Source organism: Silvania confinis (assembly GCF_025564085.1).
In the GTDB taxonomy this organism is placed as follows: Bacteria; Pseudomonadota; Gammaproteobacteria; order Enterobacterales; family Enterobacteriaceae; genus Enterobacter; species Enterobacter confinis.
Genome location: NZ_JAMGZJ010000077.1, coordinates 352,855 through 379,141, shown reverse-complemented (window position 1 = coordinate 379,141; position 26,287 = coordinate 352,855). Strand labels below are relative to the sequence as shown.

Annotated in this window: 25 protein-coding genes, 1 pseudogene and 1 riboswitch; of the genes and pseudogenes, 12 read left to right on the top strand and 14 right to left on the bottom strand. The window is 55.8% G+C overall.

Annotation, left to right across the window (positions count from 1 at the left end; all coding sequences use genetic code 11):
* Positions 1–36: 36 nt before the first annotated feature.
* From M8013_RS15870 to M8013_RS15845, 6 genes and pseudogenes are all read right to left on the bottom strand, one after another.
* Positions 37–1,503 (bottom strand): pyridoxal phosphate-dependent decarboxylase family protein, encoded by a 1,467-nt coding sequence (locus M8013_RS15870; RefSeq protein ID WP_271268757.1) that lies wholly within the window; start codon positions 1,501–1,503, stop codon positions 37–39.
* A 23-nt stretch (positions 1,504–1,526) separates the two neighbouring features.
* Positions 1,527–2,909: a diaminobutyrate--2-oxoglutarate transaminase gene (locus M8013_RS15865; RefSeq protein WP_271268756.1), complete on the bottom strand. Its 1,383-nt coding sequence runs from the start codon at positions 2,907–2,909 to the stop codon at positions 1,527–1,529.
* Positions 2,910–3,212: 303 nt separating this feature from the next.
* Positions 3,213–3,401, bottom strand: a pseudogene (locus M8013_RS15860) (hypothetical protein); the annotation flags it as partial.
* Positions 3,402–3,935: 534 nt separating this feature from the next.
* The gene (locus tag M8013_RS15855) at positions 3,936–4,328 is read right to left on the bottom strand and encodes a hypothetical protein (protein WP_271268754.1); all 393 of its coding nucleotides are present in this window, start codon (positions 4,326–4,328) and stop codon (positions 3,936–3,938) included.
* Positions 4,325–5,710 (bottom strand): PAAR domain-containing protein, encoded by a 1,386-nt coding sequence (locus M8013_RS15850; RefSeq protein WP_271268753.1) that lies wholly within the window; start codon positions 5,708–5,710, stop codon positions 4,325–4,327. Before M8013_RS15850 ends, M8013_RS15855 begins: the two co-directional genes overlap by 4 nt.
* Entirely contained in the window at positions 5,710–6,180 is a 471-nt protein-coding gene (locus M8013_RS15845) for a PAAR domain-containing protein (RefSeq protein WP_271268752.1), read from the bottom strand. The genes M8013_RS15850 and M8013_RS15845 overlap by 1 nt, the downstream gene beginning before the upstream one ends.
* A 222-nt stretch (positions 6,181–6,402) precedes the next feature.
* Positions 6,403–6,499: riboswitch (TPP riboswitch) on the top strand.
* A gap of 35 nt (positions 6,500–6,534) precedes the next feature.
* Here M8013_RS15845 and thiM point away from each other — a divergent pair.
* Genes thiM through M8013_RS15830 form a run of 3 tightly spaced genes read left to right on the top strand, consistent with a single transcriptional unit; the run spans position 6,535 to position 8,891 of the window.
* Positions 6,535–7,305 carry a hydroxyethylthiazole kinase gene (thiM, locus tag M8013_RS15840; RefSeq protein ID WP_271268751.1) on the top strand — a complete coding sequence of 257 codons (771 nt, stop codon included), beginning with the start codon at positions 6,535–6,537 and terminating at the stop codon, positions 7,303–7,305.
* On the top strand, positions 7,302–8,102 hold the full coding sequence (gene thiD / locus M8013_RS15835) for a bifunctional hydroxymethylpyrimidine kinase/phosphomethylpyrimidine kinase (protein WP_271268750.1): 801 nt from the start codon (positions 7,302–7,304) through the stop codon (positions 8,100–8,102). Before thiM ends, thiD begins: the two co-directional genes overlap by 4 nt.
* Before the next feature lie 42 nt (positions 8,103–8,144).
* On the top strand, positions 8,145–8,891 hold the full coding sequence (locus tag M8013_RS15830; RefSeq protein WP_271268749.1) for a GntR family transcriptional regulator: 747 nt from the start codon (positions 8,145–8,147) through the stop codon (positions 8,889–8,891).
* On the opposite strand, the gene M8013_RS15825 is transcribed toward M8013_RS15830, so the two are convergent.
* From M8013_RS15825 to M8013_RS15815, 3 genes are read right to left on the bottom strand one after another with little or no spacing between them, the layout of a single operon-like run.
* Complete coding sequence (locus M8013_RS15825) at positions 8,865–9,818, bottom strand: PfkB family carbohydrate kinase (protein ID WP_271268748.1); 954 nt, start codon at positions 9,816–9,818, stop codon at positions 8,865–8,867. The two genes, M8013_RS15830 and M8013_RS15825, sit on opposite strands and share 27 nt — an antisense overlap.
* Positions 9,815–10,819 carry an ADP-ribosylglycohydrolase family protein gene (locus M8013_RS15820; RefSeq protein WP_271268747.1) on the bottom strand — a complete coding sequence of 335 codons (1,005 nt, stop codon included), beginning with the start codon at positions 10,817–10,819 and terminating at the stop codon, positions 9,815–9,817. The genes M8013_RS15825 and M8013_RS15820 overlap by 4 nt, the downstream gene beginning before the upstream one ends.
* Entirely contained in the window at positions 10,816–12,093 is a 1,278-nt protein-coding gene (locus tag M8013_RS15815; protein ID WP_271268746.1) for a nucleoside permease, read from the bottom strand. Before M8013_RS15815 ends, M8013_RS15820 begins: the two co-directional genes overlap by 4 nt.
* Positions 12,094–12,345: 252 nt before the next feature.
* Between M8013_RS15815 and fbaB the strand changes: the two genes are divergently transcribed.
* From fbaB to M8013_RS15780, 7 genes are all read left to right on the top strand, one after another.
* Positions 12,346–13,398, top strand: coding sequence for a class I fructose-bisphosphate aldolase (gene fbaB, locus M8013_RS15810; RefSeq protein ID WP_271268745.1), 1,053 nt, complete (start codon positions 12,346–12,348; stop codon positions 13,396–13,398).
* A 329-nt stretch (positions 13,399–13,727) separates the two neighbouring features.
* On the top strand, positions 13,728–14,882 hold the full coding sequence (locus M8013_RS15805) for a mandelate racemase family protein (RefSeq protein ID WP_271268744.1): 1,155 nt from the start codon (positions 13,728–13,730) through the stop codon (positions 14,880–14,882).
* A gap of 33 nt (positions 14,883–14,915) precedes the next feature.
* Positions 14,916–16,532: an ABC transporter substrate-binding protein gene (locus M8013_RS15800; protein ID WP_271268743.1), complete on the top strand. Its 1,617-nt coding sequence runs from the start codon at positions 14,916–14,918 to the stop codon at positions 16,530–16,532.
* Entirely contained in the window at positions 16,529–17,566 is a 1,038-nt protein-coding gene (locus M8013_RS15795; RefSeq protein ID WP_271268742.1) for an ABC transporter permease, read from the top strand. The genes M8013_RS15800 and M8013_RS15795 overlap by 4 nt, the downstream gene beginning before the upstream one ends.
* A complete protein-coding gene (locus tag M8013_RS15790; protein WP_271268741.1) occupies positions 17,563–18,468 on the top strand; it encodes an ABC transporter permease in 906 nt (301 codons plus the stop codon). The genes M8013_RS15795 and M8013_RS15790 overlap by 4 nt, the downstream gene beginning before the upstream one ends.
* Positions 18,440–19,303 carry an ABC transporter ATP-binding protein gene (locus M8013_RS15785; RefSeq protein WP_271268740.1) on the top strand — a complete coding sequence of 288 codons (864 nt, stop codon included), beginning with the start codon at positions 18,440–18,442 and terminating at the stop codon, positions 19,301–19,303. Before M8013_RS15790 ends, M8013_RS15785 begins: the two co-directional genes overlap by 29 nt.
* 9 nt (positions 19,304–19,312) lie before the next feature.
* The gene (locus M8013_RS15780; protein WP_271268739.1) at positions 19,313–20,086 is read left to right on the top strand and encodes an ABC transporter ATP-binding protein; all 774 of its coding nucleotides are present in this window, start codon (positions 19,313–19,315) and stop codon (positions 20,084–20,086) included.
* A 119-nt stretch (positions 20,087–20,205) separates the two neighbouring features.
* On the opposite strand, the gene yegS is transcribed toward M8013_RS15780, so the two are convergent.
* From yegS to ycgZ, 5 genes are all read right to left on the bottom strand, one after another.
* Complete coding sequence (gene yegS, locus M8013_RS15775) at positions 20,206–21,105, bottom strand: lipid kinase YegS (protein ID WP_271268738.1); 900 nt, start codon at positions 21,103–21,105, stop codon at positions 20,206–20,208.
* 250 nt (positions 21,106–21,355) lie between these two features.
* Entirely contained in the window at positions 21,356–22,717 is a 1,362-nt protein-coding gene (gene trhP, locus M8013_RS15770; RefSeq protein ID WP_271268737.1) for a prephenate-dependent tRNA uridine(34) hydroxylase TrhP, read from the bottom strand.
* 178 nt (positions 22,718–22,895) lie between these two features.
* A complete protein-coding gene (locus M8013_RS15765; protein WP_271268736.1) occupies positions 22,896–23,174 on the bottom strand; it encodes a biofilm development regulator YmgB/AriR family protein in 279 nt (92 codons plus the stop codon).
* A 39-nt stretch (positions 23,175–23,213) separates the two neighbouring features.
* Positions 23,214–23,531: a hypothetical protein gene (locus tag M8013_RS15760; RefSeq protein WP_271268735.1), complete on the bottom strand. Its 318-nt coding sequence runs from the start codon at positions 23,529–23,531 to the stop codon at positions 23,214–23,216.
* Positions 23,532–23,668: 137 nt separating this feature from the next.
* Positions 23,669–23,908, bottom strand: coding sequence for a regulatory protein YcgZ (ycgZ, locus tag M8013_RS15755; protein WP_271268734.1), 240 nt, complete (start codon positions 23,906–23,908; stop codon positions 23,669–23,671).
* Between the two features lie 306 nt (positions 23,909–24,214).
* Between ycgZ and M8013_RS15750 the strand changes: the two genes are divergently transcribed.
* Together M8013_RS15750 and M8013_RS15745 are read left to right on the top strand one after the other, a co-directional pair.
* Positions 24,215–25,429, top strand: coding sequence for a diguanylate phosphodiesterase (locus M8013_RS15750; protein ID WP_271268733.1), 1,215 nt, complete (start codon positions 24,215–24,217; stop codon positions 25,427–25,429).
* 113 nt (positions 25,430–25,542) lie between these two features.
* Positions 25,543–26,286 (top strand): MerR family transcriptional regulator, encoded by a 744-nt coding sequence (locus tag M8013_RS15745; protein ID WP_271268732.1) that lies wholly within the window; start codon positions 25,543–25,545, stop codon positions 26,284–26,286.
* Position 26,287: the final 1 nt, after the last annotated feature.

Sequence of the window (26,287 nt, the reverse complement as noted above, 5' to 3'; positions counted from 1 at the left end):
AGACCCGGCAGCCGAGCGGCGGCCGGGTATAACGACTTACTTGTTCAGCAGTTCGAGCGCCGTGCGTTCCACCAGCGACAGCAGGACTTTGACATCCTCCAGCGTCACGATTGGGTTCAGCAGGGTCAGCTTCAGGCAGGTGACACCGTTGTGCTCGGTCACACCAACGTTGGCACGACCCGAATCCAGCAGCGCATCGCCAATCTTCTGGTTGAGCAGCGCAATAGCCGCATCGTCCAGATGCTGCTCAGGGCGGAAGCGGAACAGCACGCTCGCCAGCTGCGGTGGCATTACCAGTTCCAGCAGAGATTGTTCCGTCACGTAAGCGGCAACCTGCTGGGCCATGGTTACGCCATGATCGATGATCTCAGCGTACTTCTTCTCACCCAGCGCTTCCAGGCTCATCCACAGCTTCAGCGCGTCGAAACGACGGGTCGTCTGCAGGGATTTGGATACCAGGTTCGGCACGCCCGCCTCTTCGTCAAACTCAGAGTTCAGGTACGCCGCCTGATAACGCATCAGCTCATAGTGACGCGCTTCTTTCAGCAGGAACGCGCCGCAGCTGATGGTCTGGAAGAACTGCTTGTGGAAGTCCAGGGTAACGGAATCCACCAGCTCAATGCCGTCCAGGTAATCGCGATATTTCTCGGACATCAGCAGTGCGCCGCCCCAGGCCGCATCCACGTGAACCCAGATATCGTGCTTCGCTGCCAGCCCGGCAATCGCACGCAGCGGGTCGATTGCACCCGCGTCGGTGGTGCCTGCCGTGGCAACAATCGCCAGAATCTGCTCGCCGTTGGCGCTGCACTGGTCAATCTTCGCGGCCAGATCGTTAAGATCCATTCGCGAACATTCGTCCGTTTTCACCTGGATAACGGACTGGTAGCCAAGGCCCATCAGCGCCATGTTCTTCTGCACGGAGAAATGCGCGCTGTCAGAACACAGAACGCGAATTTTACGCAGATCGCCCACCAGCCCATCCTGCTGGACAGAGTGGCCAAGACGCGCAAAGAACGCATCGCGCGCCAGCATCAGACCCATCATGTTGCTCTGGGTTCCACCGCTGGTGAACACGCCCGCATCGCCAGCCTGATAGCCCAGGCGGGTACGAAGCCATTCAATCAGTTTGATCTCGATAATGGTCGCCGACGGGCTCTGATCCCAGGAGTCCATGCTCTGGTTGGTGGCGTTGATCATCACTTCCGCCGCCTGGCTAACCACCAGGCTTGGGCAATGAAGATGCGCCACGCACTGCGGATGATGCACCGCCAGGCTGTCTTTCAGGAAATATTCAACGGCACGCGCGATGGCGGTTTCGTTGCCCAGCCCTTGCGGGCTGAAATCCAGGTTGATACTTTCGCGCAGTTCGGCGACCGTTTTGCCCTGGTACATTTCCGGCTGCTTCAGCCACTGCATGACCGCCTGGGTGCTCTGCTCGATAGCCTGCTGATAGGCTTCAATGCTTTGCGCCGATGACGACAAAATCGGGTTTAAATCTGACATCTTATGCTTCGTCTCCGGTTCGGTTAGGCTGGGCGTACGCCCGCAGCAAGCAGGGCCTGCTCAAATTTGTCGAGGAACACGTTCAGTTCCTGATCGCTGATCAGCAGGGAAGGCAGCAGGCGAACAACGTTGCCGTTACGACCACCACGTTCCAGAATCAGACCTGCTTCGAAGCATTTCTTCTGGATCAGCGCAGACAGATCGCCATCGCCCGGGAAGCAGCCCATGTGGTCTGCCGCTTCGTGCGGTTTCACGATCTCAATACCAATCATCATGCCCAGACCGCGCACGTGACCGATAACCGGATAGCGTTTCTGCAGCTCAACCAGTTTTGCTTTCAGCCACTCGCCCTGGGCGGCAACTTTATCAGCAATGTTCTGCTCTTTGAGGATCTGCAGCGTAGTCAGGCCAGTGGCCATCGCCAGCTGGTTGCCACGGAAGGTACCGGTATGGTGCCCCGGAGACCAGGCATCGAACTGCTTTTTGATGCCGAGAACGGCCAGCGGCAGACCGCCACCGACAGCTTTGGACATCACGATGATGTCAGGCTGGATGCCCGCGTGTTCGAAGGCGAAGAACTTACCGGTACGGGCAAAGCCCGCCTGCACTTCGTCGAGGATCAGCAGAATGCCGTTCTCTTCGGTCACTTTACGGATGCGCTGCAGCCACTCGACCGGAGCCGGGTTCACGCCGCCTTCGCCCTGAACCGCTTCCAGAATCACGGCAGCTGGTTTACGCACGCCGCTTTCAACGTCGTTGATCAGGTTTTCGAAGTAGTAGCTCAGCGCTTTTTCACCTGCTTCACCGCCGATACCCAGCGGGCAGCGGTACTGGTGCGGGTAAGGCATGAACTGCACTTCTGGCATCATGCCGTCGACGGCTTCTTTTGGAGACAGGTTGCCGGTCACGGACAGTGCGCCATGCGTCATCCCGTGATACGCGCCAGAGAAGCTGATAATGCCGCTGCGGCCGGTGACTTTTTTCGCCAGCTTCAGTGCGGCTTCAACTGCATCCGCGCCGGACGGGCCGGTAAATTGCAGGCAGTACTCTTTGCCCTGACCAGGCAAAACAGAGAGCAGGAATTCTGAAAACGCGTCTTTCAACGGCGTTGTCAGATCCAGGGTATGTAACGGCAAGCCGCTGGTAATGACACTTTGGATGCTTTTCAGCACATCAGGATGGTTATGACCCAATGCCAGCGTTCCCGCTCCGGCAAGGCAATCAAGATATTCTTTGTTATCCGCATCAGTGATCCACACGCCGTCCGCCTTTGTAATCGCTAAAGGCAGTTTGCGTGGGTAACTTCTGACGTTGGATTCCATTTCGGCCTGACGGGCCAGATAGGTTTCGTTGGTTTTGAAAGAAGAGGCATTCAAAGTATCAATACGGACTTTATCCGTCATCATATCACTCCTACAACCGCAGCTCAGCGTGTGGCCACGATTGAATAATTAATTAGAAAAATGAGAAGGGCTTCAAAAATCGCGGCCAATATAGAGCCTTTTTGCGCGGGGCTCAATGGTTAATTGTTTATCGTTTTGTTACGCCCGCTTCGTTGAGGCGTTCAGGGCGTAAACCCGCATGGCGGCTAGGGTTGGCCCGCGGGCGCTCAGGCAAAAAAAGAGGGGGAATCAGGGGGGTAAAAATACCCTCGCCAGCGCATGACTGACGAGGGTAAAAAAACGATAAATTTACTTTTTAACGTGGGTTGCCGCCTGGGCATTCTCCAGCGCCTGCTTTTCAGCGGCCGCATTAATCGTGGCCTGGCGGTTCTGATCGGCGACATAGCACGCATCGCGGCTAACGCCCTTCGCTTCACAATTTGCTAAACGTTGCTCTTCTGAGACGCAGCCGGAGAGAAGAATCGCAACAATACCTGCTAAAACAATCTTATTCATACATTAACCTTAATTGAGCGGAGAACGCGTCGGTGTGATTGCTTTGTTTCTATAGAAGTAACGGCTTACAGACGCGAGATGACTATCTCGGAATGGGGCATAAAACAGTTTGATGCAGATCACACTTAGCACGAATAGCTAAAAAGCTAAGACTTATCCCAGGATGTGTCAATGTTGACGGGCGTGATCCTTCTGCCGTTTACATGATTATCAGCGGGGATTTGAATCCTGACCAGCCGTTAACCTTAGGTTAATCGCAACGTATTGATGTCAATAATTCAAACATTAGTTACGCCGAGCCCTGTGCTCGAATCATTGTTGTCGAATCTGATTGCGTCAGAACGCAAAGTGTTAAGCCTTGCTGATTGTATAAAGATGAGAAGGGCGTAACTGGACAAAATCTTTCTCGATGGCAAATGAGCGTTACATGGAAGTTGTTAAAAACCTCCCTAAGCACGTTATCCTGCCTAATCATGGGGGTAATTCTTAATAATAAATTCAAGGGGCATCTGAGCCCCTTGGTTCGTCTGGAAATCATAATGTTTTGAGTTTAAAAATAACTAATAACCCAATAAAACATAATAACCCAATTAACATTGCAAGATGTTTTTTATAGAACCATGAAATTTCAATTCTATCCAGGCCCTTAAAAAAATCAACTTCCTCTTGCGTTAATGTCTTTTTTGTTGCAGGAAAATTCGTGAAAAATAATGCACAAATCAAATAGGACTCTTTATAACCCCAAAAGAAGAAGCCACCATTTCGTCCAGCCGTCATTGAAAATGGCATGTATCCAAATTTTTTGTTAAATTTTTCTGCAATAATATCAAATTTTCTTTCTGTAAACTTACCATAAATTAGATAGAATAATAAAGATAGAAAAAATAATGACGTTAAAATGATTATAATTAAATTCAAGGGTTTCACTTAGCCTCCTGGATCACATTATAGAGCGAGTTACCTACTTTCTCTCCTCCCCAGCTACCAGCTTCACCACCAGCGTAACCTAAAGTCCCGCCAGCTATTATGGTACAAACTAAGCCGCCTGTTCCGGCTGTTCCAATGCCAATAGCGATGCACAGGGGGACAGCAAGAGAGCCAGTTAAAATACCACCACCAACTCCTCCAGAAAAACTGCCTATTTCAATGTATTTCTTCTTTGTGCATTCAGCTTCGCGACCAATCGAGCAAGCCTCATTTATTTCATTTGTTGAGTGAACCGCACTGAAGCCTATGCCTACGTAGCCAATATATTTCATAGCTTTAAAGTATTTTGCTGCTCGTTCGATGTGCGTTGCATAACCTTCTATGTCGCTGACTCCAGTTTCATTCCATTTATGAGTGATTGAACTGGTAGATAAACCAAGCGCATTTTTTATCTTTGTATACTCGCCAAACTTCATCGCCTTATTTAAGAAGGCAACTTTTAGCACGCGGTCAAGCTCATTAAATAACTTCGAACGTCTGACGTAAAATTGTTCACCAATTAAAGCGCCACGAGTTCTGTAGGTGTTTTTATACGTTTCCTGGATCTCTTTAAGAATTTTCTCGATGTTTTCAAAATATTTACCAACCGGATCGGCTGCAAGTCCAATTCCCATATCAGCATAGCTGGTGAAATTAGCTATTGTAGCGTAATGCTTATGCAGGAAATTAGCTTCTTTATGTGTCAGCGGCTCAAGGGCTGCATCAATCCGTGCTTTTGCTTGCTGCATGTGGGCGATCTGCTCGTTGTCCTGTTTCTCAGGATCAACCAGAAGCATAATAGAACCAGCTTTATATTTTTCGTTTGCACCATTCAGTGTCACGAATAGCTCTTTGGCTCCTGCTGGTGGATTCTCAGTGAACAGCAGGCGTTGCCAGGCTTCTGTCGTGCCGCCATAGGGGATAACGGCAAAACCTGCATCCAGGCCTGTTTTCTTCTTCGCTGTCTGCGCGTGCTGTTCTGGCTCTGGCTCAATCGGCCCAGGGAGTAAAGGCATCTCGATGAGGTGAGATAGATCGGTGTGCGCTACTGTTTTTTCTCGACTAAATTCGTAATCATCATCGATGTTTGAAGGGACGAATTTCGATTTGCAGGGGCAGGAGCTATAGCTGTGCAGCGTTCCGGCAATCCTTTTACCATGTATGTCGTCGGTATCAAGACCGCCACAGATACGGTAACGACCTGGATGATTACCACAGGTTACTTGATGGCCTTCGCAGGCCATGTCTTTACCGAAAAACTGATGATCACTCCATCCTTCGATAATCCGACCGCCGCAGACCGTCTTATCACCCCTGAACAGAAAGTAACCTTTGGCTGCCATTAATGTTTCCTCCCTGACATGGTCAGGAATCCTTTAGGGAATGCGTCACCTTCACGAAATTCCAGTCTGCTGCAGGATTGTGGTGTTGAGATTATTTCGTCTCCGTTATCGAGCATACTGCCAACCAATGTCGCAGATGCGCCCTGCATAATACGCGCTTCACCTGCACCGGAAATAATAGTGGCTTCACTGCCGTCAGCATAAACAACGTTATCTCCAACGCGTGCAATCTTATACCCGCCAGTCGTACTACCTCCCGAAGCATTGACTATCACTCCGCCGTTACGGGTAACGCTTCCAATTACAGCGAATCGAAAAATGTGAGTTATCGGGCGGGTAACGTGTTTGTTTAAATCTTCAAACTGTTCGCGTGTCTGAATGTCACAGCACGCTAAGAAATCTTCGTTGTAGGGTGGTTGTGAGGAGGATTCACGGAGTTCAGACGTGATCTCATTGGTGTATTGCTGCATAAGTCCCTCTACTTGTTATAGAAATAATCCTGGTGGTCATTTTACAAACAATCACTACATGCGCAACAAGTATTAGACTTAAGTGAAACTCCATTTTGGAAAAGAAGCACTTCCACAAAAGCACATTCTGCATTGCTTTAATGAGAGGGGGTTGTGTCTCGGTTTGCCTGCTGGCATGATCCTGACCGGGATTAGTGCAGAGCATTAATCGCCAGTATTGATGTCAATGACTCGGGGTGCCCTTCTTTGTGAAGGCTGAGAAATACCCGTACCACCTGATCTGGATAATGCCAGCGTAGGGAAGTCAGATGCCCTCCGGGCTATCGCTTCTTCGCGCAAGGCAGGAGCGATACCATGCAGCCTGACCTGCTTAATCTACACGCCTTACACCACTTCCGAACCCGTTCCCCGCTGACCCACTGCATGACCAATGATGTGGTGCAGACCTTTACCGCTAACGTGTTGCTGGCTCTCGGGGCGTCACCGGCGATGGTGATTGAAGCCGAAGAGGCCGAACAATTTGCCAGCGTGGCCGATGCGCTGCTGATTAATGTCGGCACCTTGACCGCGTCTCGCGCCCAGTCGATGCGTCGGGCAATCGAAAGCGCCGTCGCCGCTGGCAAGCCCTGGCTGCTCGATCCGGTAGCCGTTGGGGCGCTGGCGTACCGCACGCGTTTCTGCCAGCAAATCCTCATCCTGAAACCCGCCGCCATTCGCGGTAATGCCTCGGAAATTATGGCCCTGGCCGGGATGAGTGCGGGCGGGCGCGGGGTGGACACCACCGATACGGCGGCCAGTGCCTTGCCGGCCGCGCAGGCGCTGGCGCGCCAGACTAACGCGATCGTCGCGGTGACCGGCGAGGTGGATTACGTCACCGACGGGCAGCGCATCCAGGCCATTCACGGCGGCGATCCGATGATGACCCGCGTGGTGGGCACCGGTTGCGCGCTGTCGGCGGTGGCGGCAGCCAGCTGTTCGCTGCCGGGCGATCGGCTCGATAATATCGCCGCCGCTTGCGGCTGGATGAAGCGGGCGGGCATCCTTGCGGCCGCGCAAAGCCGGGGGCCAGGCAGTTTTGCAACGGCGTTTGTGGATGCTCTGTGGAATCTGGGGGAACAGGCATGAAGCGTATTAACGCGTTGACTATTGCCGGTACCGATCCCAGCGGCGGCGCAGGGATCCAGGCCGATCTGAAAACCTTCTCCGCGCTCGGGGCCTACGGCTGCTCGGTGATCACCGCCCTGGTGGCGCAAAATACCCGTGGGGTGCAGTCGGTGTACCGCATCGAACCGGATTTTGTGGCCGCGCAGCTGGACTCGGTATTCAGCGATGTGCGTATTGATACCACCAAGATCGGTATGCTGGCAGAGACGGATATTGTTGAGGCGGTGGCAGAGCAGCTTAAACGTTATCAGGTGCAGAACGTGGTGCTCGATACCGTGATGCTGGCAAAGAGCGGCGACCCGCTGTTGTCTGTTTCCGCTGTCGATACGCTGCGCAAAAAGCTGCTGCCGCAGGTGGAGTTGATCACTCCCAACCTGCCCGAAGCGGCTGCCCTGCTGGATGCCCCACACGCGCAAAACGAGCGCGAAATGAAAGAGCAGGGCATGGCGCTGCTCGCCATGGGCTGCGGGGCGGTACTGATGAAAGGCGGTCATCTGGATGATGCCGAAAGCCCGGACTGGCTGTTCACTCGTGACGGCGAACTGCGCTTCACCGCCCCGCGCGTGCAGACCAAAAACACCCACGGTACCGGCTGTACACTCTCTGCCGCGTTGGCGGCGCTGCGTCCACGCCATGACAACTGGGCGGATACGGTACAGGAGGCCAAGGGCTGGCTCTCGGCCGCGCTGGCCAAAGCCGATAGTCTGGAAGTGGGTCACGGTATTGGGCCGGTACACCATTTCCACGCGTGGTGGTAAGCCGTATACTGACGGGATACATCAGGCCTGAGAAAAACAGAGATGGAACAAGCGCATACCCGGTTAATTGCTCAACTCACTGAACGGATCGCGGCAGCGGACAACACGCCGCTGTACCTGAAGTTTGCCGAAACGGTAAAAAATGCGGTGCGCAGCGGGGTGCTGGCGCACGGCAATATCCTGCCGGGCGAACGCGATCTGAGCCAGTTGACCGGGGTGTCACGTATCACCGTGCGTAAAGCGATGCAGGCGCTGGAAGAAGAGGGTGTGGTGACGCGTGCCCGTGGCTACGGGACGCAAATTAATAATATCTTTGAATATTCTCTGAAAGAAGCGCGCGGGTTTTCTCAGCAGGTGGTGCTGCGCGGTAAAAAGCCCAATACGCTGTGGGTCAACAAGCGGGTGGTGAAGTGTCCGGAAGAGGTCGCCAGCCAGCTGTTGCTTGCCCCGGAAAGCGACGTCTTTTTGCTGAAGCGTATTCGTTATGTGGATGATGACGCCGTCTCGATTGAAGAGTCCTGGGTGCCGGTTGCGCTGATCCCTGACCCGGATGCGATTGGCATTTCGCTGTACGACTACTTCCGCAGCCAGAATATCTTCCCGCAGCGGACCCGCTCTCGCGTCAGCGCCCGCATGCCGGACAGCGAGTTTCAGACTCACATCAAAATGGATGACAAAATACCGGTGCTGGTGATCAAGCAGGTTGCGCTTGACCAGCAACACCGGCCTATTGAGTACAGCATCAGCTACTGTCGCAGCGACCTATACGTCTTTGTGTGCGAGGAGTAATTCTGCGCGCGTGGGCGCACAGTCTCCCCCGCGATGGCTGACCACCCAGGCGGCCACCGCATTGCCCAGCATCACGGCGTCCGCCAGGCTCCATCCCGCCGCCAGCCCGGCGAGCGTGCCGCCCGCGTGGCTGTCACCTGCGCCAATGGTGTCGACCACGCTGGCCGCAAACGCAGGAACGTAGCCCGAACTCTCAGCATCGTACCAGGCTGCACCGTCCTTGTCGTGACGTACAATCAGCACGGAGCCGAACCGTTGCTGCCAGTAAGCGCCCAACCTGTCATCTTCGACCCCCCATCTTTCAGCAGCCAGTTGCGACTCCTGACGATTGAGCGACACGATCGGCTTGCAGGCCATAATCCGCGTCATCAGCGCGTCAGGAATATCCGCAATCCGTGGGCCAAAATCGATAAACGCCGTCACGTTCTGCAGGCCTTCCAGCCAGTCTGTCAGTAACGCCCCGCACGGTGAGGCCAACTGATAACCGGACAGATAGACCAGGCTGTTATTCGGCACATTAAGCGCATCAAGCCAGGATTGCTGCCACTGATTCTCCACGCCGCTGAACGACATAAACGTGCGTTCGCCGTCGGGCTCCACCAGCGCCAGGCACCAGCCGTTGTCGCCGGTGTCGGCTTCCACAACGCTGTGCAGATCCTGTTTTGCCATCGCGTGACGAATAATCTCCGCCCACACGCCATGACCGACAGGCAGCGCGTTTTGTGCGCTGATCCCCAGCCGTTTCAGGGCGATGGCGATATTCAGCGCACAGCCGCCAATGTTGACGCCCTGCTGTTTAAGCTCGATGTCACACCCGCGCCAGGGCAGGGCATAGGCATCGGCGATCACGTCAATCACTGCGGCACCCAGCACCGTGACCGGGCGGGTAGTGTGTAACGCTGCAAGCCGTTGGGAAAAAGAACTCATAGGCCCTCCCTTTGCTCCCGATAGTGCAGGAGTTTGTCGCAATAAGCGCCAAAATCGAGCTGGTTAACGGCATCGAGCTCGCCCTTAAGCGCCGGGTCAATCGCCTGCACGCCGTGCAGTGCCCCGCAGATAGCCGTTGCCATCGCGCCAATGGTGTCGGTATCACCGCCCAGGTTGGCGCATAAAATGGCGCAGCGGTTCGGGTCAGTCGCTGCCAGCTCGACCATCGCGATCGCCGCCGGAACCGACTCAATGGTGCTGGTTCCCGCCCCAACCAGGTGATAAACCTGCTCGCTGGCGGACTCTGTGCCATTGGCCTCTCGCACGGTTTTGAGCGCCAGTTCAATGCGCGCGGCAAGCGATGCACTGAAGGTTGTGGGTTTGGCTTCCTGCGCATAGCGAGCGATGCCCGGCAGGGCGTCAACGATGTTCTGCCAGCTCTCCCCGTCGATGGCGCGCGAAATCGCCCAGGCAATCACCACCGCACCGGCGATGGCGAGATCCGATTTATGGGTCGGGCTGGAGGCCAGCGCGACCTGCTCAACAAACTGCTCCAGAGGGACTGTTGGGAGCAGGCAGCCCAGCGGGGAGGCACGCATCGCCGCCCCGTTGGTGACGCCGTTATTTTCCAGCTCGCTGACCGGTTTACCGTCGCGAATGGCGTTGAGGGCGATTTTCGATGTCGGACCGAGCACGTTTTTATTAAAGGCGTCGAAATCAAGCGCCCAGCGCAGGATATGTTTACCGATCGCGTCAGCGTTTATCTGCCCGTCGCACTCGATAATCGCATCTGCGAGACACAGCGCCATCGAGGTATCATCGGTAAACTCCGCGCGGTTGAAATAACAGGCCGCATTGTTTTCCGCCGGACCGGGTAAAAACCGGTCGATCCAGCCGAAGTGCGCTTTGACGCGCTTTCTCGGCCACAGCTCCGATGGCATGCCCATCGCATCCCCTAACGCCTGCCCGTAAAGGGCACCGAGAACACGTTCTTGTTTCATTTAACTTCCCCTCGTGTCAGCGCGGTATCGCCATCAACCACCTCAATTGCGGTGATCTCTTTATCCGATTCGCGGAAAAACAGCATAAACAGCACGGCAATCACCGCAATCATGATTGCACCAAATGTCCACATCCCGGCCCAGTTGAAGGTCAGCCCATTCACCGGCTCTTTGTAAGCGAACATTTTTTCCATCATCACGCCGCCCAGACGGTAGCCCAACAGGCTACCAAAGCCCTGACAGCACAGCGTAATCAAGCCCTGCGCGGCGGTACGCATGTGCACCGGCGCCTTTTTGTCCACGTAGATGTACGCGGTCACGTAGTAGAAGTCATAGCTCACGCCGTGCAGCAAAATACCGAGGAACAGCAGGCCGTAGGTGAAGTACTCTTCCGCGCCGCCGAAGACAAAAAAGGCGTAGCGGATGGCGGCGGTAATCAGACCCAGCAGCAGGACCTTTTTAATACCAAAGCGTTTGGTGAAGAACGGCAGGGCCAGCATAAAGAAAATTTCTGAGAACTGACCGAGCGTCATCCAGCCCGTGGCGTTTTTCATGCCCACTTCCGTCAGGTAGCCGGTGGCGAAGATGTAGTAGAACGCCAGCGGCATCGCGAACAGGAACGAGCAGAAGAAGAACACCAGGAAGTTCCTGTCGCGCAGCAGGATCAGGGCATCCAGCCCCAGCATCACTTTCAGATCCAGCTTGCCGGTACTCTTCGGTGGCGTGTTTGGCAGAAACAGCGCGAATACGCCGAGCAGGGCAGAGCTGGCGGCAGTCATCAGCAGCGGAATATTGGTATCCGAGATGTCGCTAAAGCCCAGCATCTGCGGCAGGAACCCGCAGGCCAGGCCGGAGGCGATCCAGCCGATAGTGCCCATGACGCGAATGCGCGGGAAATCCGCCTCCACATCGTCAACGTTGGCAAAAGCGATACTGTTGGTCAGCGCGATGGTCGGCATATAGGTCAGGGAATAGGCCAGCAGCAGCGGGAAGAAGGAACTGAACTCGGTTTGTTGTGCGGCAAAGTACATCAGCACCGCGCCGGCAAACATCAGCACTGCCAGCACTTTCTGGGCGGCAAAGAAGCGGTCGGTCAGCGAGCCAACCAGGATTGGTGAAAGGATCGCCGCAATCGCGGTACAGGCATACGACCAGCCGATTTCTCCTGCGCTAAAGCCGCTTTTACTCAGCCACAGCCACAGCGGCACAAACCATGCGCCCCAGATAAACCATTCAACAAACATCATGAATGACAGTTGGACTTTCGTTTTCATTGTTTAATCCTGCATGTCAGAGAGGGTACGCCTTTAACATACCACTCAATAATACCTTTGAAATACCTTTGTGGAGAATGTTTGATCAATGTAACAAAAATGTTGTACACCAAACGCGCCAGCAACCGGCACGGAAATGCGCGGCAGGTGGTGGAAAATCTGTTCAGGCGGTACCAGGCTTAGTCTGCTCACAAAAATGTGAGCCTGGATACTACGCGCCGACATCACGTCGGCCCTGACGGGAGCAAAGCTATGACTGATATTGCGCAGCTGCTTGGCAAAGACGCCGACAGCCTGTTACAGCATCGTTGTATAACCATTCCAGCCGACCATCTTTATCTGCCTGGTCACGACTACGTTGACCGGGTGATGGTCGACAATAACCGCCCACCTGCCGTGCTGCGCAATATGCAGACGCTGTATAACACCGGGCGGCTGGGCGGAACGGGCTATCTGTCGATTCTGCCGGTTGACCAGGGCGTGGAGCACTCAGCGGGGGCGTCGTTTGCCGCCAATCCGCTCTATTTTGATCCGAAGAACATTGTGGAGCTGGCGATTGAGGCGGGCTGTAACTGCGTGGCTTCTACTTACGGCGTGCTGGCCTCAGTGTCGCGGCGCTATGCCCACCGCATTCCGTTCCTGGTGAAACTGAACCATAACGAAACCCTGAGTTATCCCACCGAATATGACCAGACCCTGTATGCCAGCGTCGAGCAGGCATTCAATATGGGCGCTGTTGCGGTGGGGGCGACCATTTACTTTGGCTCAGAGCAGTCGCGCCGTCAGATAGAAGAGATTTCAGCGGCCTTTGAGCGCGCGCACGAGCTGGGCCTGGTGACGGTGCTGTGGGCCTATCTGCGCAACCCGGCGTTTAACAAAGACGGTACCGATTATCACGTCTCCGCCGACCTGACCGGGCAGGCTAACCACCTGGCGGCCACCATTGGGGCGGATATCGTGAAGCAGAAAATGGCCGAAAATAACGGCGGTTACCAGGCGGTCAAATTCGGCTATACCGACGATCGGGTGTACAGCAAGCTGACCAGTGACAACCCTATCGATCTGGTGCGCTACCAGCTGGCAAATTGCTACATGGGCCGCGCCGGGCTGATTAACTCCGGCGGTGCGGCGGGCGGTGAAAACGATCTCGCTGATGCGGTGCGCACGGCGGTGATTAACAAACGCGCGGGCGGGATGGGGCTGATCCTGGGTCGCAAGGCGTTTAAAAAATCGATGGCCGACGGCGTGAAGTTGATCAACGCGGTGCAGGATGTCTACCTGGACAGCAAAGTGACAATTGCCTGACGCTCAAATTTCCCTCTGGTGTGGGGGAAATCTGCTGTCCTGTTTTCGCCCTTTCCCCTCGGGAAAGGGCCGGGGTGAGGGGTATTATCGCCCCCAACCTTATTCGAAACTCCATTTCATTTCACCCCACTCACTAGCCCGATCCACATCACACTTCCCCCGCCTTTTGTGAAAAGTGTCACTTCTTGCCGTGCAGATGCACAGAAAATGGTCGACGCTTAGCGGAATTTGTCTAAGGCTGTGGATGAAATTTGCGCTTAAAGTTAGTTTCGAAACAGCTTTTCATATTGCGAAGCCGCGCAGAACCAACGTTGTTTTAAGGACTGATAATGAAAATCGAATCTGTAAATGTCACCGTCTTTCAGTATCCCACGCGTCGGGTTTCCGACACTGCCGGGCACTCTCATCCGGGGCCGGAAAGTCTGGCTAAAATGGCGATGCTGACCATTACCGCAGACGATGGCACCAAAGGGTATTCATTTGCACCGCCGGAAGTGGTGCGCCCTTTTGTAGTCAATACCTTCTTTCGTAAAGTGATGATCGGCCAGGATGCGTTCAACCGCGAGAAAATCTGGCAGGAGCTGGCGCACTGGCAGCGCGGTAGCGCCCATCAGCTGACCGAGCGCGCGCTGGGATTTGTCGAGCAGGCGCTGTGGGATCTGATTGGCCGCAAGCTCAACGTGCCGGTGTGGAAACTGCTCGGCGGCTATCGCGATAAAGTCCCGGCTTACGGCAGCACCATGTGCGGGGATGACCTGCCGGGCGGCCTCTCAACCCCGGACGAATACGCCAGCTTTGCTGAAACCCTGGTCGCGCGCGGCTATAAAGCGATCAAGCTGCACACCTGGATGCCGCCGGTCTCGTTTGCCCCTAACCCAAAGATGGATGTCAAAGCCTGTGCCGCAGTGCGTGAGGCGGTCGGTCCGGATATCGACCTGATGATCGACGGCTACCACTGGTACAGCCGCACCGAAGCGCTGTACATCGGTAAGGAGCTGGAAAAGCTCAACTTCGCGTGGTTCGAAGAACCCATGGAAGAGGAGAGCATGTCCTCATACGCCTGGCTTGCCGAAAACCTGTCGATTCCGATCATTGGGCCAGAAAGCCTCGGCGGTAAACATCACAGCCGTGCCGACTGGATCAAAGCCGGGGCCTGCGACATTCTGCGTGCCGGTTCCAACGGCGTCGGCGGCATTTCACCAACCCTGAAGGTGGCAAATCTCGCCGAAGCATTCGGCATGGACTGCGAAGTGCACGGCAACGGCGCGGCAAGCCTGGCGGTGATTGGTGCCATCAAGAACTGTCGCTGGTACGAGCGTGGCCTGCTGCACCCGTTCCTCGACTACGATGTCCCGGCCGCGTATCTCCACAGCATCGTCGACCCGATGGACGAGAACGGCATTGTCACCCTGCCGGATCGCCCAGGATTGGGCGAAGACATTAATTTTGCATATATCGAAGCCAATACCGTCAGCCACGACTGACAAATAAAAACGTACCCTACAGGCGATATATACATGAAACGATCTCCCTTAGCCGGGGCGTGTTTACTCGCGCTCTCGCTGATGATGGGGAGCGGGGCGGCGAACGCAAAAACGCCGTCCGATCAGCTCATCATCGGCATGAACATGAACAACCTGCTGACCCTCGATCCGGCCGCGATGACCGGTAACGAAGTGGTCGGCATTGTGGTCAATCTCTACGATTCGCTGGTGGAGCTGGATCCTAATACCCTCACCAACGTCAAACCGGCGCTGGCGAAGTCCTGGGATATTGCCCCGGATGGCAAAACCCTGACCTTCCACCTGCGCGACAACGTGACCTTCCACTCCGGCAACCCGCTCACCGCCGAGGACGTGGTGTGGTCGATGCGCCGCCTGCTGCATCTCAACCTGGCTCAGGCTTCGGTGTGGAAATCCTACGGTTTTAGCAAGAAGAACATCGATCAGCAGGTCAAAGCCGTTGATGACTACACCGTGCAGCTTACCCTGCCGAAGGCCAACGACCCGCAGCTGGTGATCTACTCCCTTGGCGCGCTGGGCAACCTCGGCGTACTGGATCGCAAAACGGTGCAGAGCCACGAGGTCAATAACGACTGGGGCAACCGCTGGCTGACCACCAACGAAGCCGGTTCCGGGCCGTTTATGCTGGAAACCTGGCAGGCGAAAGACGTGCTACGCATGCAGCGCAACCCGAGTTACTGGCGCGAAGAGCCGAAGATGAACCGGGTGGTGTTGCGCCACTTCCAGGAATCGCAAACCCTGCGCCTGATGGTGGAGAAGGGCGATCTGGATATTGCCAGCAATATGGCGGTAGCCGACATCAATGCCCTGCGTAAGGATCCGCAGCTGACCGTGGAAGCCGTGCAGAAGGGCACGGTCTACTACGTGGCGATGAGCATGAAAGAAGATCACTTCGCCAACCCGAAAGTGCGCGAAGCGGTGCGCTACCTGATTGACTATCAGGGCATCAACAAAGCGCTGATGCCGGGCTACGGCGTGCTGCACCAGCGCCCAATCAAGGCCGGGATGCCGTCAACGCTGCCGGATCCAGGCTACGCGTTGGATATTCCTCGCGCCAAAAAACTGCTGGCCGAAGCGGGCTATCCAGATGGTTTCGACACTACCCTGCGGGTGCTGGCGGATCAGCCATTCCTTAATATTGCCATTGCGGTGCAGTCCACCCTGATGCAGGCGGGGATTAACGCCAAAATCATCACCGGCACCGGCAACCAGATTTACGGCGCAATGCGCGAACGTAAGTTCGACATGCTGGTCGGGCGCGGCGGCAGCGGCGTTGAGCCGCATCCACACTCCAGCCTGCGCGCGCTGGTCTACAACCCGGATAACAGCGACGAAGCCCGCCTGACCAACTTCCAGGGCTGGCGTACCAGTTTTTACGACAAACCGCTGAACGAGATGATCGACAAAGCGCTGCTCGAGCGCGACCCGAAGCAGCAGATTGTCGATTATCAGCAGATTCAGGTGCGTTATGACCAGCTGATCCCGGCGCTGATCCCGCTGTCGCAGATGGTCGATTCGGTGGTGGTGCGTAATGAGGTGAAAAACTTCCAGTCGCATCCGTCCGCCACCACCTTCCTGCGGGAAGTGTATAAAACCGGAGGTGAAAAATGAGTATTGCGATCCTTTCGCCTGGCTCCCGCACCCGGCGTTTCTCAAAACGGTTAACCCAGGTGCTGGTGACGCTGTTCGGCCTGCTGGTACTGACCTTTTTCATCGGCCGCGTCATGCCGGTGGATCCGGTACTGGCGATTGTCGGCCCGGATGCTGACCACAGCACCTATCAGCAGGTGTATCACCAACTGGGCTTTGATCAGTCGCTGCTGACTCAGTTTGGCATTTACTTTAACAACCTGCTGCACGGCGATTTAGGCAACGCGCTGCTGACCGGCAAACCGGTACTGGATGACATCCTGCGCGTCTTCCCGGCGACGCTGGAGCTGGCGACGATGGCGATTATCGTGGGTGCCGGGCTGGGGATCCCGCTGGGAGTACTGGCTGCGGCGCGTCGTAACAGCATTTCCGATTACGTGGTGCGCATCATCAGCCTGGCCGGTTACTCCACGCCGATCTTCTGGGTGGGGATGATGGGGTTGCTGCTGTTCTACGCCTGGCTCGGCTGGGTAGGCGGCGCCGGACGGCTGGATTTGGGCCTCGAAGGCGTGGTGCCGCGCCGTACCGGACTGATGACCGTCGATGCCTTACTGGCAGGTAACAGCGCGGTGTTCTGGAATGCGGTTAACCACCTGGTGCTGCCGGCATCGCTGCTCGGTTTCCACTCGCTGGCGTACATCAGCCGTATGACCCGCAGCTTTATGCTGGCCCAGCTGTCGCAGGAATTCATCATCACCGCCCGGGTAAAAGGCTTAACCGAGCGTCAGGTAATCTGGAACCACGCGTTTCGTAACATCCTGGTGCAACTGCTGACGGTCGTGGCGCTGGCCTACGGCTCGCTGCTGGAAGGGGCGGTACTGATTGAAACCGTCTTCTCCTGGCCTGGGTTTGGCTCGTATCTGACCGGCAGCCTGCTGCTGGGCGACATGAATGCGGTAATGGGCTGCGTGCTGCTGGTGGGGACGATCTTCGTGATGCTCAACCTGCTCTCCGACATGCTGTATCAACTCTTTGACCCGAGGACGAAATCATGACCGTTTCTCTGGATACACCGCTGCAGGCTGGACGCAGCGAAGGACGCCAGCGCCTGGCGCGTACCGCCCGCCGTGCGGCGGGGTTTGTCGGACAGATGGCGCGTAATCCGCTGACGGCGATTGGCGGCGGCATCATCCTGCTGCTGTTGATTGTTGCCGCCTTCGCGCCGTGGATCGCCCCGTATAACCCGCTGGTGCAGGATCTGAATAATGCGCTGGTGGCACCGAACGCCCAGCACTGGTTCGGTACCGATGAGTTTGGCCGGGATATTTTCAGTCGCCTGGTGTACGGCTCGCGCATCACGCTGTATATCGTGCTGCTGGTGTCGGTCACCGTTGGCCCGCTGGGGCTTCTGCTTGGCGTCACCGCCGGATACTTTGGTGGTAAGGTCGACGCGGTGCTGATGCGCGTAACCGACATCTTTATCTCCTTCCCGAGCCTGGTGCTGGCGCTGGCGTTTGTCGCCGCCCTCGGTCCAGGGCTGGAGCACGTGGTGATTGCGATTACCATCACCGCCTGGCCGCCGATTGCCCGTCTGGCGCGTGCCGAAACCCTCTCGTTACGCCAGGCGGATTTTATCTCTGCCGTGCGTTTGCAAGGGGCCTCCCCGGTGCGCGTCCTGTGGCGTCACGTTGTCCCGCTGTGCCTGCCGTCGGTGATTATCCGTATCACCATGAACATGGCCGGGATCATCCTGACCGCCGCCGGGCTCGGCTTCCTCGGTCTTGGCGCACAGCCGCCAGAGCCGGAGTGGGGGGCGATGATCTCCAGCGGTCGTACCTACATGATGGAGTGCTGGTGGGTGGTGACTATTCCGGGGCTGGCAATCCTGATTAACAGCCTGGCGTTCAACTTCTTAGGAGATGGCCTACGTGACATCCTCGATCCTCGCAGCAACTAATGAGCCGCTGCTCGACGTGCGCGATCTGCACGTCGACTTTATCAACGGACGCGCGGTCACCAACGCAGTGCGCGGCGTCTCCTTCCAGCTCGGACGCGAAAAGCTGGCGATTGTCGGTGAATCGGGTTCCGGTAAATCCACCGTCGGACGGGCGCTGCTGCGCCTGCATCCGGCCAAGGCGCAGATCACCGCCACGCGGATGCAGTTTGGCGATGTCGATTTACGTACCGTCAGCGAGGCGCAGATGCGCGGCATTCGCGGCAAGCGCATCTCGATGATCATGCAGGACCCGAAATACTCACTTAATCCGGTGGTGTGCGTCGGAGATCAGATTGCCGAAGCCTGGCTAACCCACCATCCGGGACGCAAAGCCGAGGCCAAAGCCAAAGTGCTGGAGATGCTGGACGTGGTGCGCATTCGCGAGCCGGCACGCGTGTATCAGCTTTATTCGCACGAGATTTCCGGCGGGCAGGGGCAACGCATCATGATCGCCATGATGTTAATAACCGACCCGGAGCTGGTGATTGCCGATGAACCCACCTCGGCGCTGGACGTCTCGGTGCGCCTGCAGGTGCTGGGACTGCTGGATGACTTGGTTAAGTCGCGCGGGCTGGGCTTAATCTTTATCAGTCACGATATCAATCTGGTGCGCAGCTTCTGCGACCGGGTGCTGGTGATGTACGCCGGGCGGGTGGTGGAATCGATTGCCGCCTGCGATCTGCACAATGCGAAACATCCCTACACGCAGGGGCTGATCAATGCCCTGCCGGAAATGAACCACCGCCGTCCGGTGCTGCCGGTACTGCAGCGCCAGGCCAGCTGGCTGACCGAATAAGGAGCGAAGATGATCGAGGTAAAAAACCTGAATCTGGCCTTCGGCGAAGGCGAGAAGCGCAGCCAGGTGCTGTATGACGTCAATATTAACGTCCAGCCGGGCGAGATTTACGGTCTGGTGGGGGAGTCGGGTTCTGGCAAGACCACGGTGCTGAAGTGCCTGGCCGGATTGTTCACCCACTGGGACGGGGCGCTGGCGATAAATGGGCAGGCGCTGGAACGGCGCATTAGCCCCCAGCGCTGCCGACTGGTGCAGATGGTGTTTCAGGATCCGTACGGTTCACTGCATCCGCGCCACACCATCGGCGATATTCTGGAAGAACCACTGCAGATTCATGGAATCAACGACCGGGATCGGCGCATTCATGCCCTGCTGGATAAAGTGGGCCTGAACCGCGCCTTTCGCGACCGCTATCCGCATCAGCTTTCCGGCGGGCAGCGCCAGCGTGTGGCGATCGCTCGGGCGTTGATTCTGGAGCCGCAGGTGCTGCTGCTCGATGAACCGACCTCGGCGCTCGACGTGTCGGTACAGGCGGAGATCTTAAACCTGCTGGCGGAGCTGCAGCGCGAGTCGAAACTGACCTATCTGATGGTGACCCACGATCTGGGGGTGATTGCCCACCTGTGCCAGAAGGTAGCAGTGATGCAATATGGCAAGATCCTCGAAACGCTGAGCGTCGATGAGCTGGTGGCCGGGAATGCCAAAACCGACTATACGCGGATGTTAGTGACTGCCAGCCAGCAGTATTCACGCGAGATGGCGCGCGAGGTGGCGGTGTATTAGTGGGTTTAAGTGCGGCCTGACGCCCTCTCCCCAACCCTCTCCCACAGGGAGAGGGCGCAAACACAAAAAACGGTAACCTTCAGGTTACCGTTTTGCTTTTACCTCGCCACCCGGCAACCCTAGCGGAGCAAAGGACAATCCGGCGGCAACCGGCACTGGATCGCCCCTGGCAATAGTGCAATGCGGAAATGTTCCCCGCTCAACGGCTCGCCATCAAGGTTGAAGGTCATCCCGTGCGGGGCCGTGATGTCAAACCACGCTGACTGACCGTCAACAATGTGCGGGCTCTCTTCCGGTTTGGTCAACGTGGTCAGCAGGGCAGGTAGCAGCTCATCGCCGGTAATAATCCTCACCTGCAACTGACCGTCGTTGATCAGCGCATCCGGGCACAGCTGTTGTCCGCCTCCCGCCTGACGGCCATTGCCGATGCCAATCACCAGCGCATTGCCCTGCCAGTGAAAGTCTTCCCCGGTGATTTCGCACTGATCCGGTTTCAGGGTATCCAGGCGCACCAGGCCGTGGATCAGATACGAAACGCCCCCGAGCGCGGCTTTGAGTTTTTCCGGGGTTTCGCTGGTGATCCGCGTACCGAACCCGCCGGTCGCCATATTTATAAAACAGGTTTTGTCGTTGACCCGGGCAATGTCGATCGCCGTCGCTTTGCCGACAATTGCCAGCTGGAGCGCTTTATCCAGGGCTTCGGGGATCCCGGCGCTGGTGGCAAAATCGTTGGCGGTGCCGAGCGGCAGAATGCCCAGCGCCGGACGCTGCGCGTCGGGCAGGGCGATCAGCGCGGTGGCCACCTCGTTAATGGTGCCATCGCCGCCGCCCGCAATCACCGTCTCAACCCCCAGGGCGTGAGCTTCATCGATATAGCGCGCCGCGTCGCCTTTTTCCCAGGTCACCCGCACGTGAATGGCCACGCCTTCCTCGCGCAACAAAGAGACGGCCTGACGGAGCAGATCGTCACCGGCGCTTTTACCGTTGAGAATTAATAAACTTGCCGGATATTTCGCCATTCACATTACTCCTTTTCAATTAAGAAGAAGTGTAGAGCAGAGCGGGAAAAGGAAGCCAGGAAGAAGATGAAAGGCAAAAAAAAAATTAGCCTGAGTAAGGGAGATTACTCAGGCTAAGGAGGTGGTTCCTGGTACAACTAGCATTTATGGGTTATGTTTTTCAGCGTTATCAATAATAACCGTATTGAACGCAGCGGTATGTGATCGGATTCTAAGAATTATCTCATGCCTGAAAAAATACCCCCGGCAATTATTTAGCGTGCGGGTTGCGGGTATTTTCGCCGTCGAAATTACGCATCAGCAGCGCATAGTCCAGCGCGATATCTGCCGGAACCGGCAGCCACACTTTATGACCGTCTCCCGGTGCAACCGACACCGCTTCACCTTTGCCGTTCTGCATATGTTCCAGCGTAAAGTTGATATTGCCCTGTGGGGTCATCAGCTCCAGGCTATTGCCGACGAGGAACTTGTTTTTTACCGCCACTTCCGCGAGGTCGCCTTTACGCTCGCCGGTGAAGTCACCGACAAACTGCTGACGCTCGGAAATCGAGTGGCCGTATTCGTAGTTCTGGTAATCGTCGTGGGTGTGACGACGCAGGAAGCCCTCGGTATAACCGCGATGGGCCAGCCCTTCCAGCGTGGTGAGCAGGTTTTCGTCAAAAGGTTTGCCTGCTGCGGCATCGTCGATCGCTTTGCGATACACCTGAGCGGTACGCGCGCAGTAGTAATAGGATTTGGTACGGCCTTCGATCTTCAGCGAGTGCACGCCCATCTGGGTCAGGCGCTCAACGTGGGCGATGGCGCGCAGATCCTTGGAGTTCATGATGTAGGTGCCGTGCTCATCTTCGAATGCGGTCATGTACTCGCCAGGCCGTTTGGCTTCTTCAATCATAAACACGCTGTCGGTCGGGGCCCCTTCGCCCAGCGTTGGCTCGACGGTTTTCACCGGGATCGGCTCGTGCTTATGGACGATGTTGCCCACATCGTCCTCTTTCCCTTCCTGAACTTTGTATTCCCAGCGGCAGGCGTTGGTGCAGGTGCCCTGGTTGGGATCGCGTTTGTTAATGTAGCCGGACAGCAGGCAGCGGCCGGAATAGGCCATGCACAGCGCACCGTGAACAAAAATCTCCAGCTCCATTTCCGGCACCTGGGTGCGGATCTCTTCGATCTCTTCCAGCGACAGCTCACGGGACAGGATCACGCGGGTCAGGCCCATCTGCTTCCAGAACTTCACCGTCGCCCAGTTAACCGCATTCGCCTGCACGGAGAGGTGAACATCCATCTCCGGGAAGTTTTCCCGCACCAGCATGATCAAACCCGGGTCGGACATAATCAGCGCATCCGGCCCCATTTCGACCACCGGTTTCAGGTCGCGGATAAAGGTTTTGAGCTTGGCGTTGTGCGGCGCAATGTTAACGACCACGTAGAATTTTTTCCCCAGCGCGTGGGCTTCATTGATGCCGAGCTGCAGGTTTTCGTGGTTGAATTCGTTGTTACGCACGCGCAGGGAGTAGCGCGGTTGGCCCGCATACACGGCATCGGCACCATAGGCGAAAGCGTAACGCATATTCTGCAGCGTTCCCGCCGGGGAAAGGAGTTCTGGTTTAAACATGTTTGTTCTCGTTCTGATGACAGGTCAGATGCGCGACACCAGAGTGTGCGCCGGGAGGAGATCCCATACTTTAAGGGCGGGCATTGTAGCGCTGTGGGGCAGGGAGGTAAACCATTAGCTGTTAACGAAACGCCGACGGCAGGACAGTGCCGTCAGCGTTTAATACTATGAAGGGCATTCAAAGGTCGTCCAGGGTGTGATCGACAATAATTTCCAGCGTCTTACGGATAATATCGGCTCTGACAACGTCGCGGGTGGCCTCAATTTCATGAATGAGGCGCAGGATGATGGCTTTATTGGTCAGTGGCTCATTCGCATCGGCAATAGCGGCAACAACGGAATGATACAGCGCTGATTCATCAGCCAGTAACCCTGCAGCGTTACGAAAATAGTTGGACAGCACAGGGTTAGGCAGTGGTTGATAAAAATCATTGTTCTGGAGCATAGCCTGGCTCATAGGATCACACCGATTTAGTTGATGGCTGAATAATTGCAGTCAGTGTTTTTTACTGCTGCGTGATTGCTGGCTTGTGCCAAACAGTGGATACACATTACTGCTGTTCAGGCCGTCCTTGTCCCATGCTTGCTGCTCACTTTCGGCGTTGCGCGAAGGCGCACCGTTACTGTCACTGGAAATTTCCAGAATAATTTGTGCCAGTACGCTGCGTCTTTCTCCGTCTCCCTCTGCCGCCAGCATAGCGCTTAGCCTTTCCAGCAACGCCTTGATGCTGATCGGGCCATGCTCCTGGAGCAAAGAAAGAGTCGCTTCGCCGATAAGTTCGTCAGTCAGTCTTTCATGTTCACTTCGATTCATAACTACGTCTCTGTTGCCACATTTTCCTGCAAGGGGAAACGCGGCATGATGTCAGTTTTAGCAGCAGTATAAGAAAACTGCGCACAAGAAAAAACTGACGAAAAGCAAGGTAATTAGCGGCTGTAGATGGACTTCTCTTAACGTTCAAACAGCAGGCCAATCAGCGTTTGGTAGCGGCTCTCCTCTTCCTTATCCGACGCCAGATCCATGCGGGAAAGCAGTTTGGTGCAGAGCGACTTTCGGTTGAGGATTTTTCCCTCCCGCAGGATCTCCACCACGATCTGGCCCAGCATCTCCTGCTGAGTAGGCTGGTTAGCTTTCGTAAAATACTGAGTTATGGCATTGGCTGTATTCGGTGCGAACCCGTTCTCGCGCATATGTCACTCCTGGGAATCTGCGTTTTTGTTAATGTGTTAACGCGTTGTAAATTTATAAATACTGTACACACTGGCTGTACAGGTTGACAGTTTAATTTTGATCATTAAGTGCTATTGAATTATATTCAATAAGTTAATGTTGTTATTTGATACGGTAAAGACAGGAAATATTGTACATTCTGTACGGTTTTCAGCCGTTACGATGTTAAATAACACCGCACAAAATCCCGCCCAAAGGGATAAAGAGCGATATATCCAACCATTTGATAATGTGGCTTTTCATTCACTTCCTCTATTGGAAATCCTATGCTCACTACCATTATTTACCGTAGTCACTTTCGTGACTACGTACCGGTTACCGTGCTGGAAGACATGGTTGTTGCAGCTAATGAGAAGAACAGCAAAGCCGGCGTCAGCGGCATTTTACTGTTCAACGGCAAGCTGTTTTTTCAGCTGCTTGAGGGACCCGATGAGAACGTGAGGGCCATCTATCAGACGATTTGCGAAGATGAGCGTCACCACAACGTGGTTGAGCTGATGTGCGACTACTCACCTTCACGGCGCTTCGGTAAGAGCGGCATGGAGCTGTTTGATTTACGTACGTACGATCGGCACGAAGTGCTGCAAACGGTGATGGATAAAGGGACCACCCGGTTCCAGCTTATCTATAACGACCGGGCGCTGCAGTTTTTCAGAACCTTCGTAGCAGAGAGTGAAATCGAGAACTACTTCGAAATCCCGCCGGCAGACTACTGGGAGTTTATCCCCGATAGCACCAGCGTGCGGACGTTGCCAGGGCGCTACAGTGAGACCTGCAGCTTCGCCTTCCAGCCGATTATCGACCCACTGGCCCGTGAGCGGGTCACGCTGGAAGCGTTGATCCGCACCCCGAGCGGGGAGCCGGCCCAGCGCTGGTTTGACGGGCTGCAGGGCGATGAGATTTACGAAGCCGATCTCAAAAGCAAAAGCGTGGCCTTTGCGATGGCCAGCGCCCTGGGGCTGGCCGGGCAGAGCCTGTCGGTGAACCTGCTGCCGATGACGTTGGTCAAAGTGCCCAATGCGGTCAGCTACCTGCTGGAGGAAATTGCCGCTCACGGACTGGTGCCCGAGCAGATCGTGGTGGAGTTTACTGAAAATGAAGTCATCTCCCGTCTCGATGATTTCACCTGCAGCGTGCGCGAGTTAAAAGCGGCCGGGATTGGGGTGGCTATCGACCACTTCGGCGGCGGTTTTGGCGGACTGCTGCTGCTGGCGCAGTTTCAGCCGGACCGAATTAAGATTAACCGTGACCTGATCCGCGATATCCATAAAAGTGGCCCGCGTCAGGCCATCGTGCTGGCTATTATCAAATGTTGTACAACGCTGGAAATACTGATCTCTGCGGTCGGCATTGAGAAAGCGGAAGAGTGGATGTGGCTCGAATCCGCCGGGGTTTCGCAGTTTCAGGGGCATCTGTTTGCCCGCCCGCAACTGGCCGGGATCCCCGCAATCGCGTGGCCTGAGCGGACGGAGGATATTTAAGACTAAGTCTCACCGGGTAGTGATACAAAATTGTTGTACACTATTACAGGTTGTACAGCCTGGTGAGATTCGTTACTTTGGACACAAAATATATCGATTAGCAGGGAGAATCGATGGCCTATTACAGTATTGGCGATGTAGCAGAACGATGTGGCATAAACCCCGTCACGTTGCGTGCATGGCAGCGCCGGTATGGCCTGCTTAAGCCACAGCGCAGCGAAGGGGGGCACCGTCAGTTTGACGACGAAGACCTGCTGCGGATTCAGGAGATCAAACGCTGGATCGAACGCGGCGTCCCGGTCGGTAAGGTTAAAGCCCTGCTTGACCAGGGAAAAGCGCCTGAGCCGGGAGACTGGTCTGCGCTGCAGGAAGAGTTGATCGCGACGTTGCGCCAGGTGAGCCCGGCGAAACTGCGCGCTAAAATTGCGGCCTTTAGTGCGCACCATCCCGTGGATATCCTGATCGACAACGTCTTTGAGCCCCTGAGGAATACCCTGAGTCTCGATCGCGATACCGCGCGCGCCATGCGCAGCCTGCTGGACGGCATTCTGATTGAGCATGCGGTGTCGAGCCTGACGGCCTCGCGCGTTAAAGCGGGCAGGGATGCGTTGCTGATTGGTTGGGGAATTGAGGATCGTACAGGCCTGTGGCTGGAGGCGTGGCGTTTATCGCAGCGCGGCTGGCGAATTGATGTCTTTGCCGAACCGCTTGAATTACCGCACCCGGAGTTCTTCCCCGGGCAGCAAATTCTGGTCTGGGCGGGGCATGCGATTTCGGCGGAACAGCGCCAGCAGCTGGAGCACTGGCAAAAGCAGGGTTATGCCATCAGGGCATACGGGGCGGCAAACGCCGCCTGAT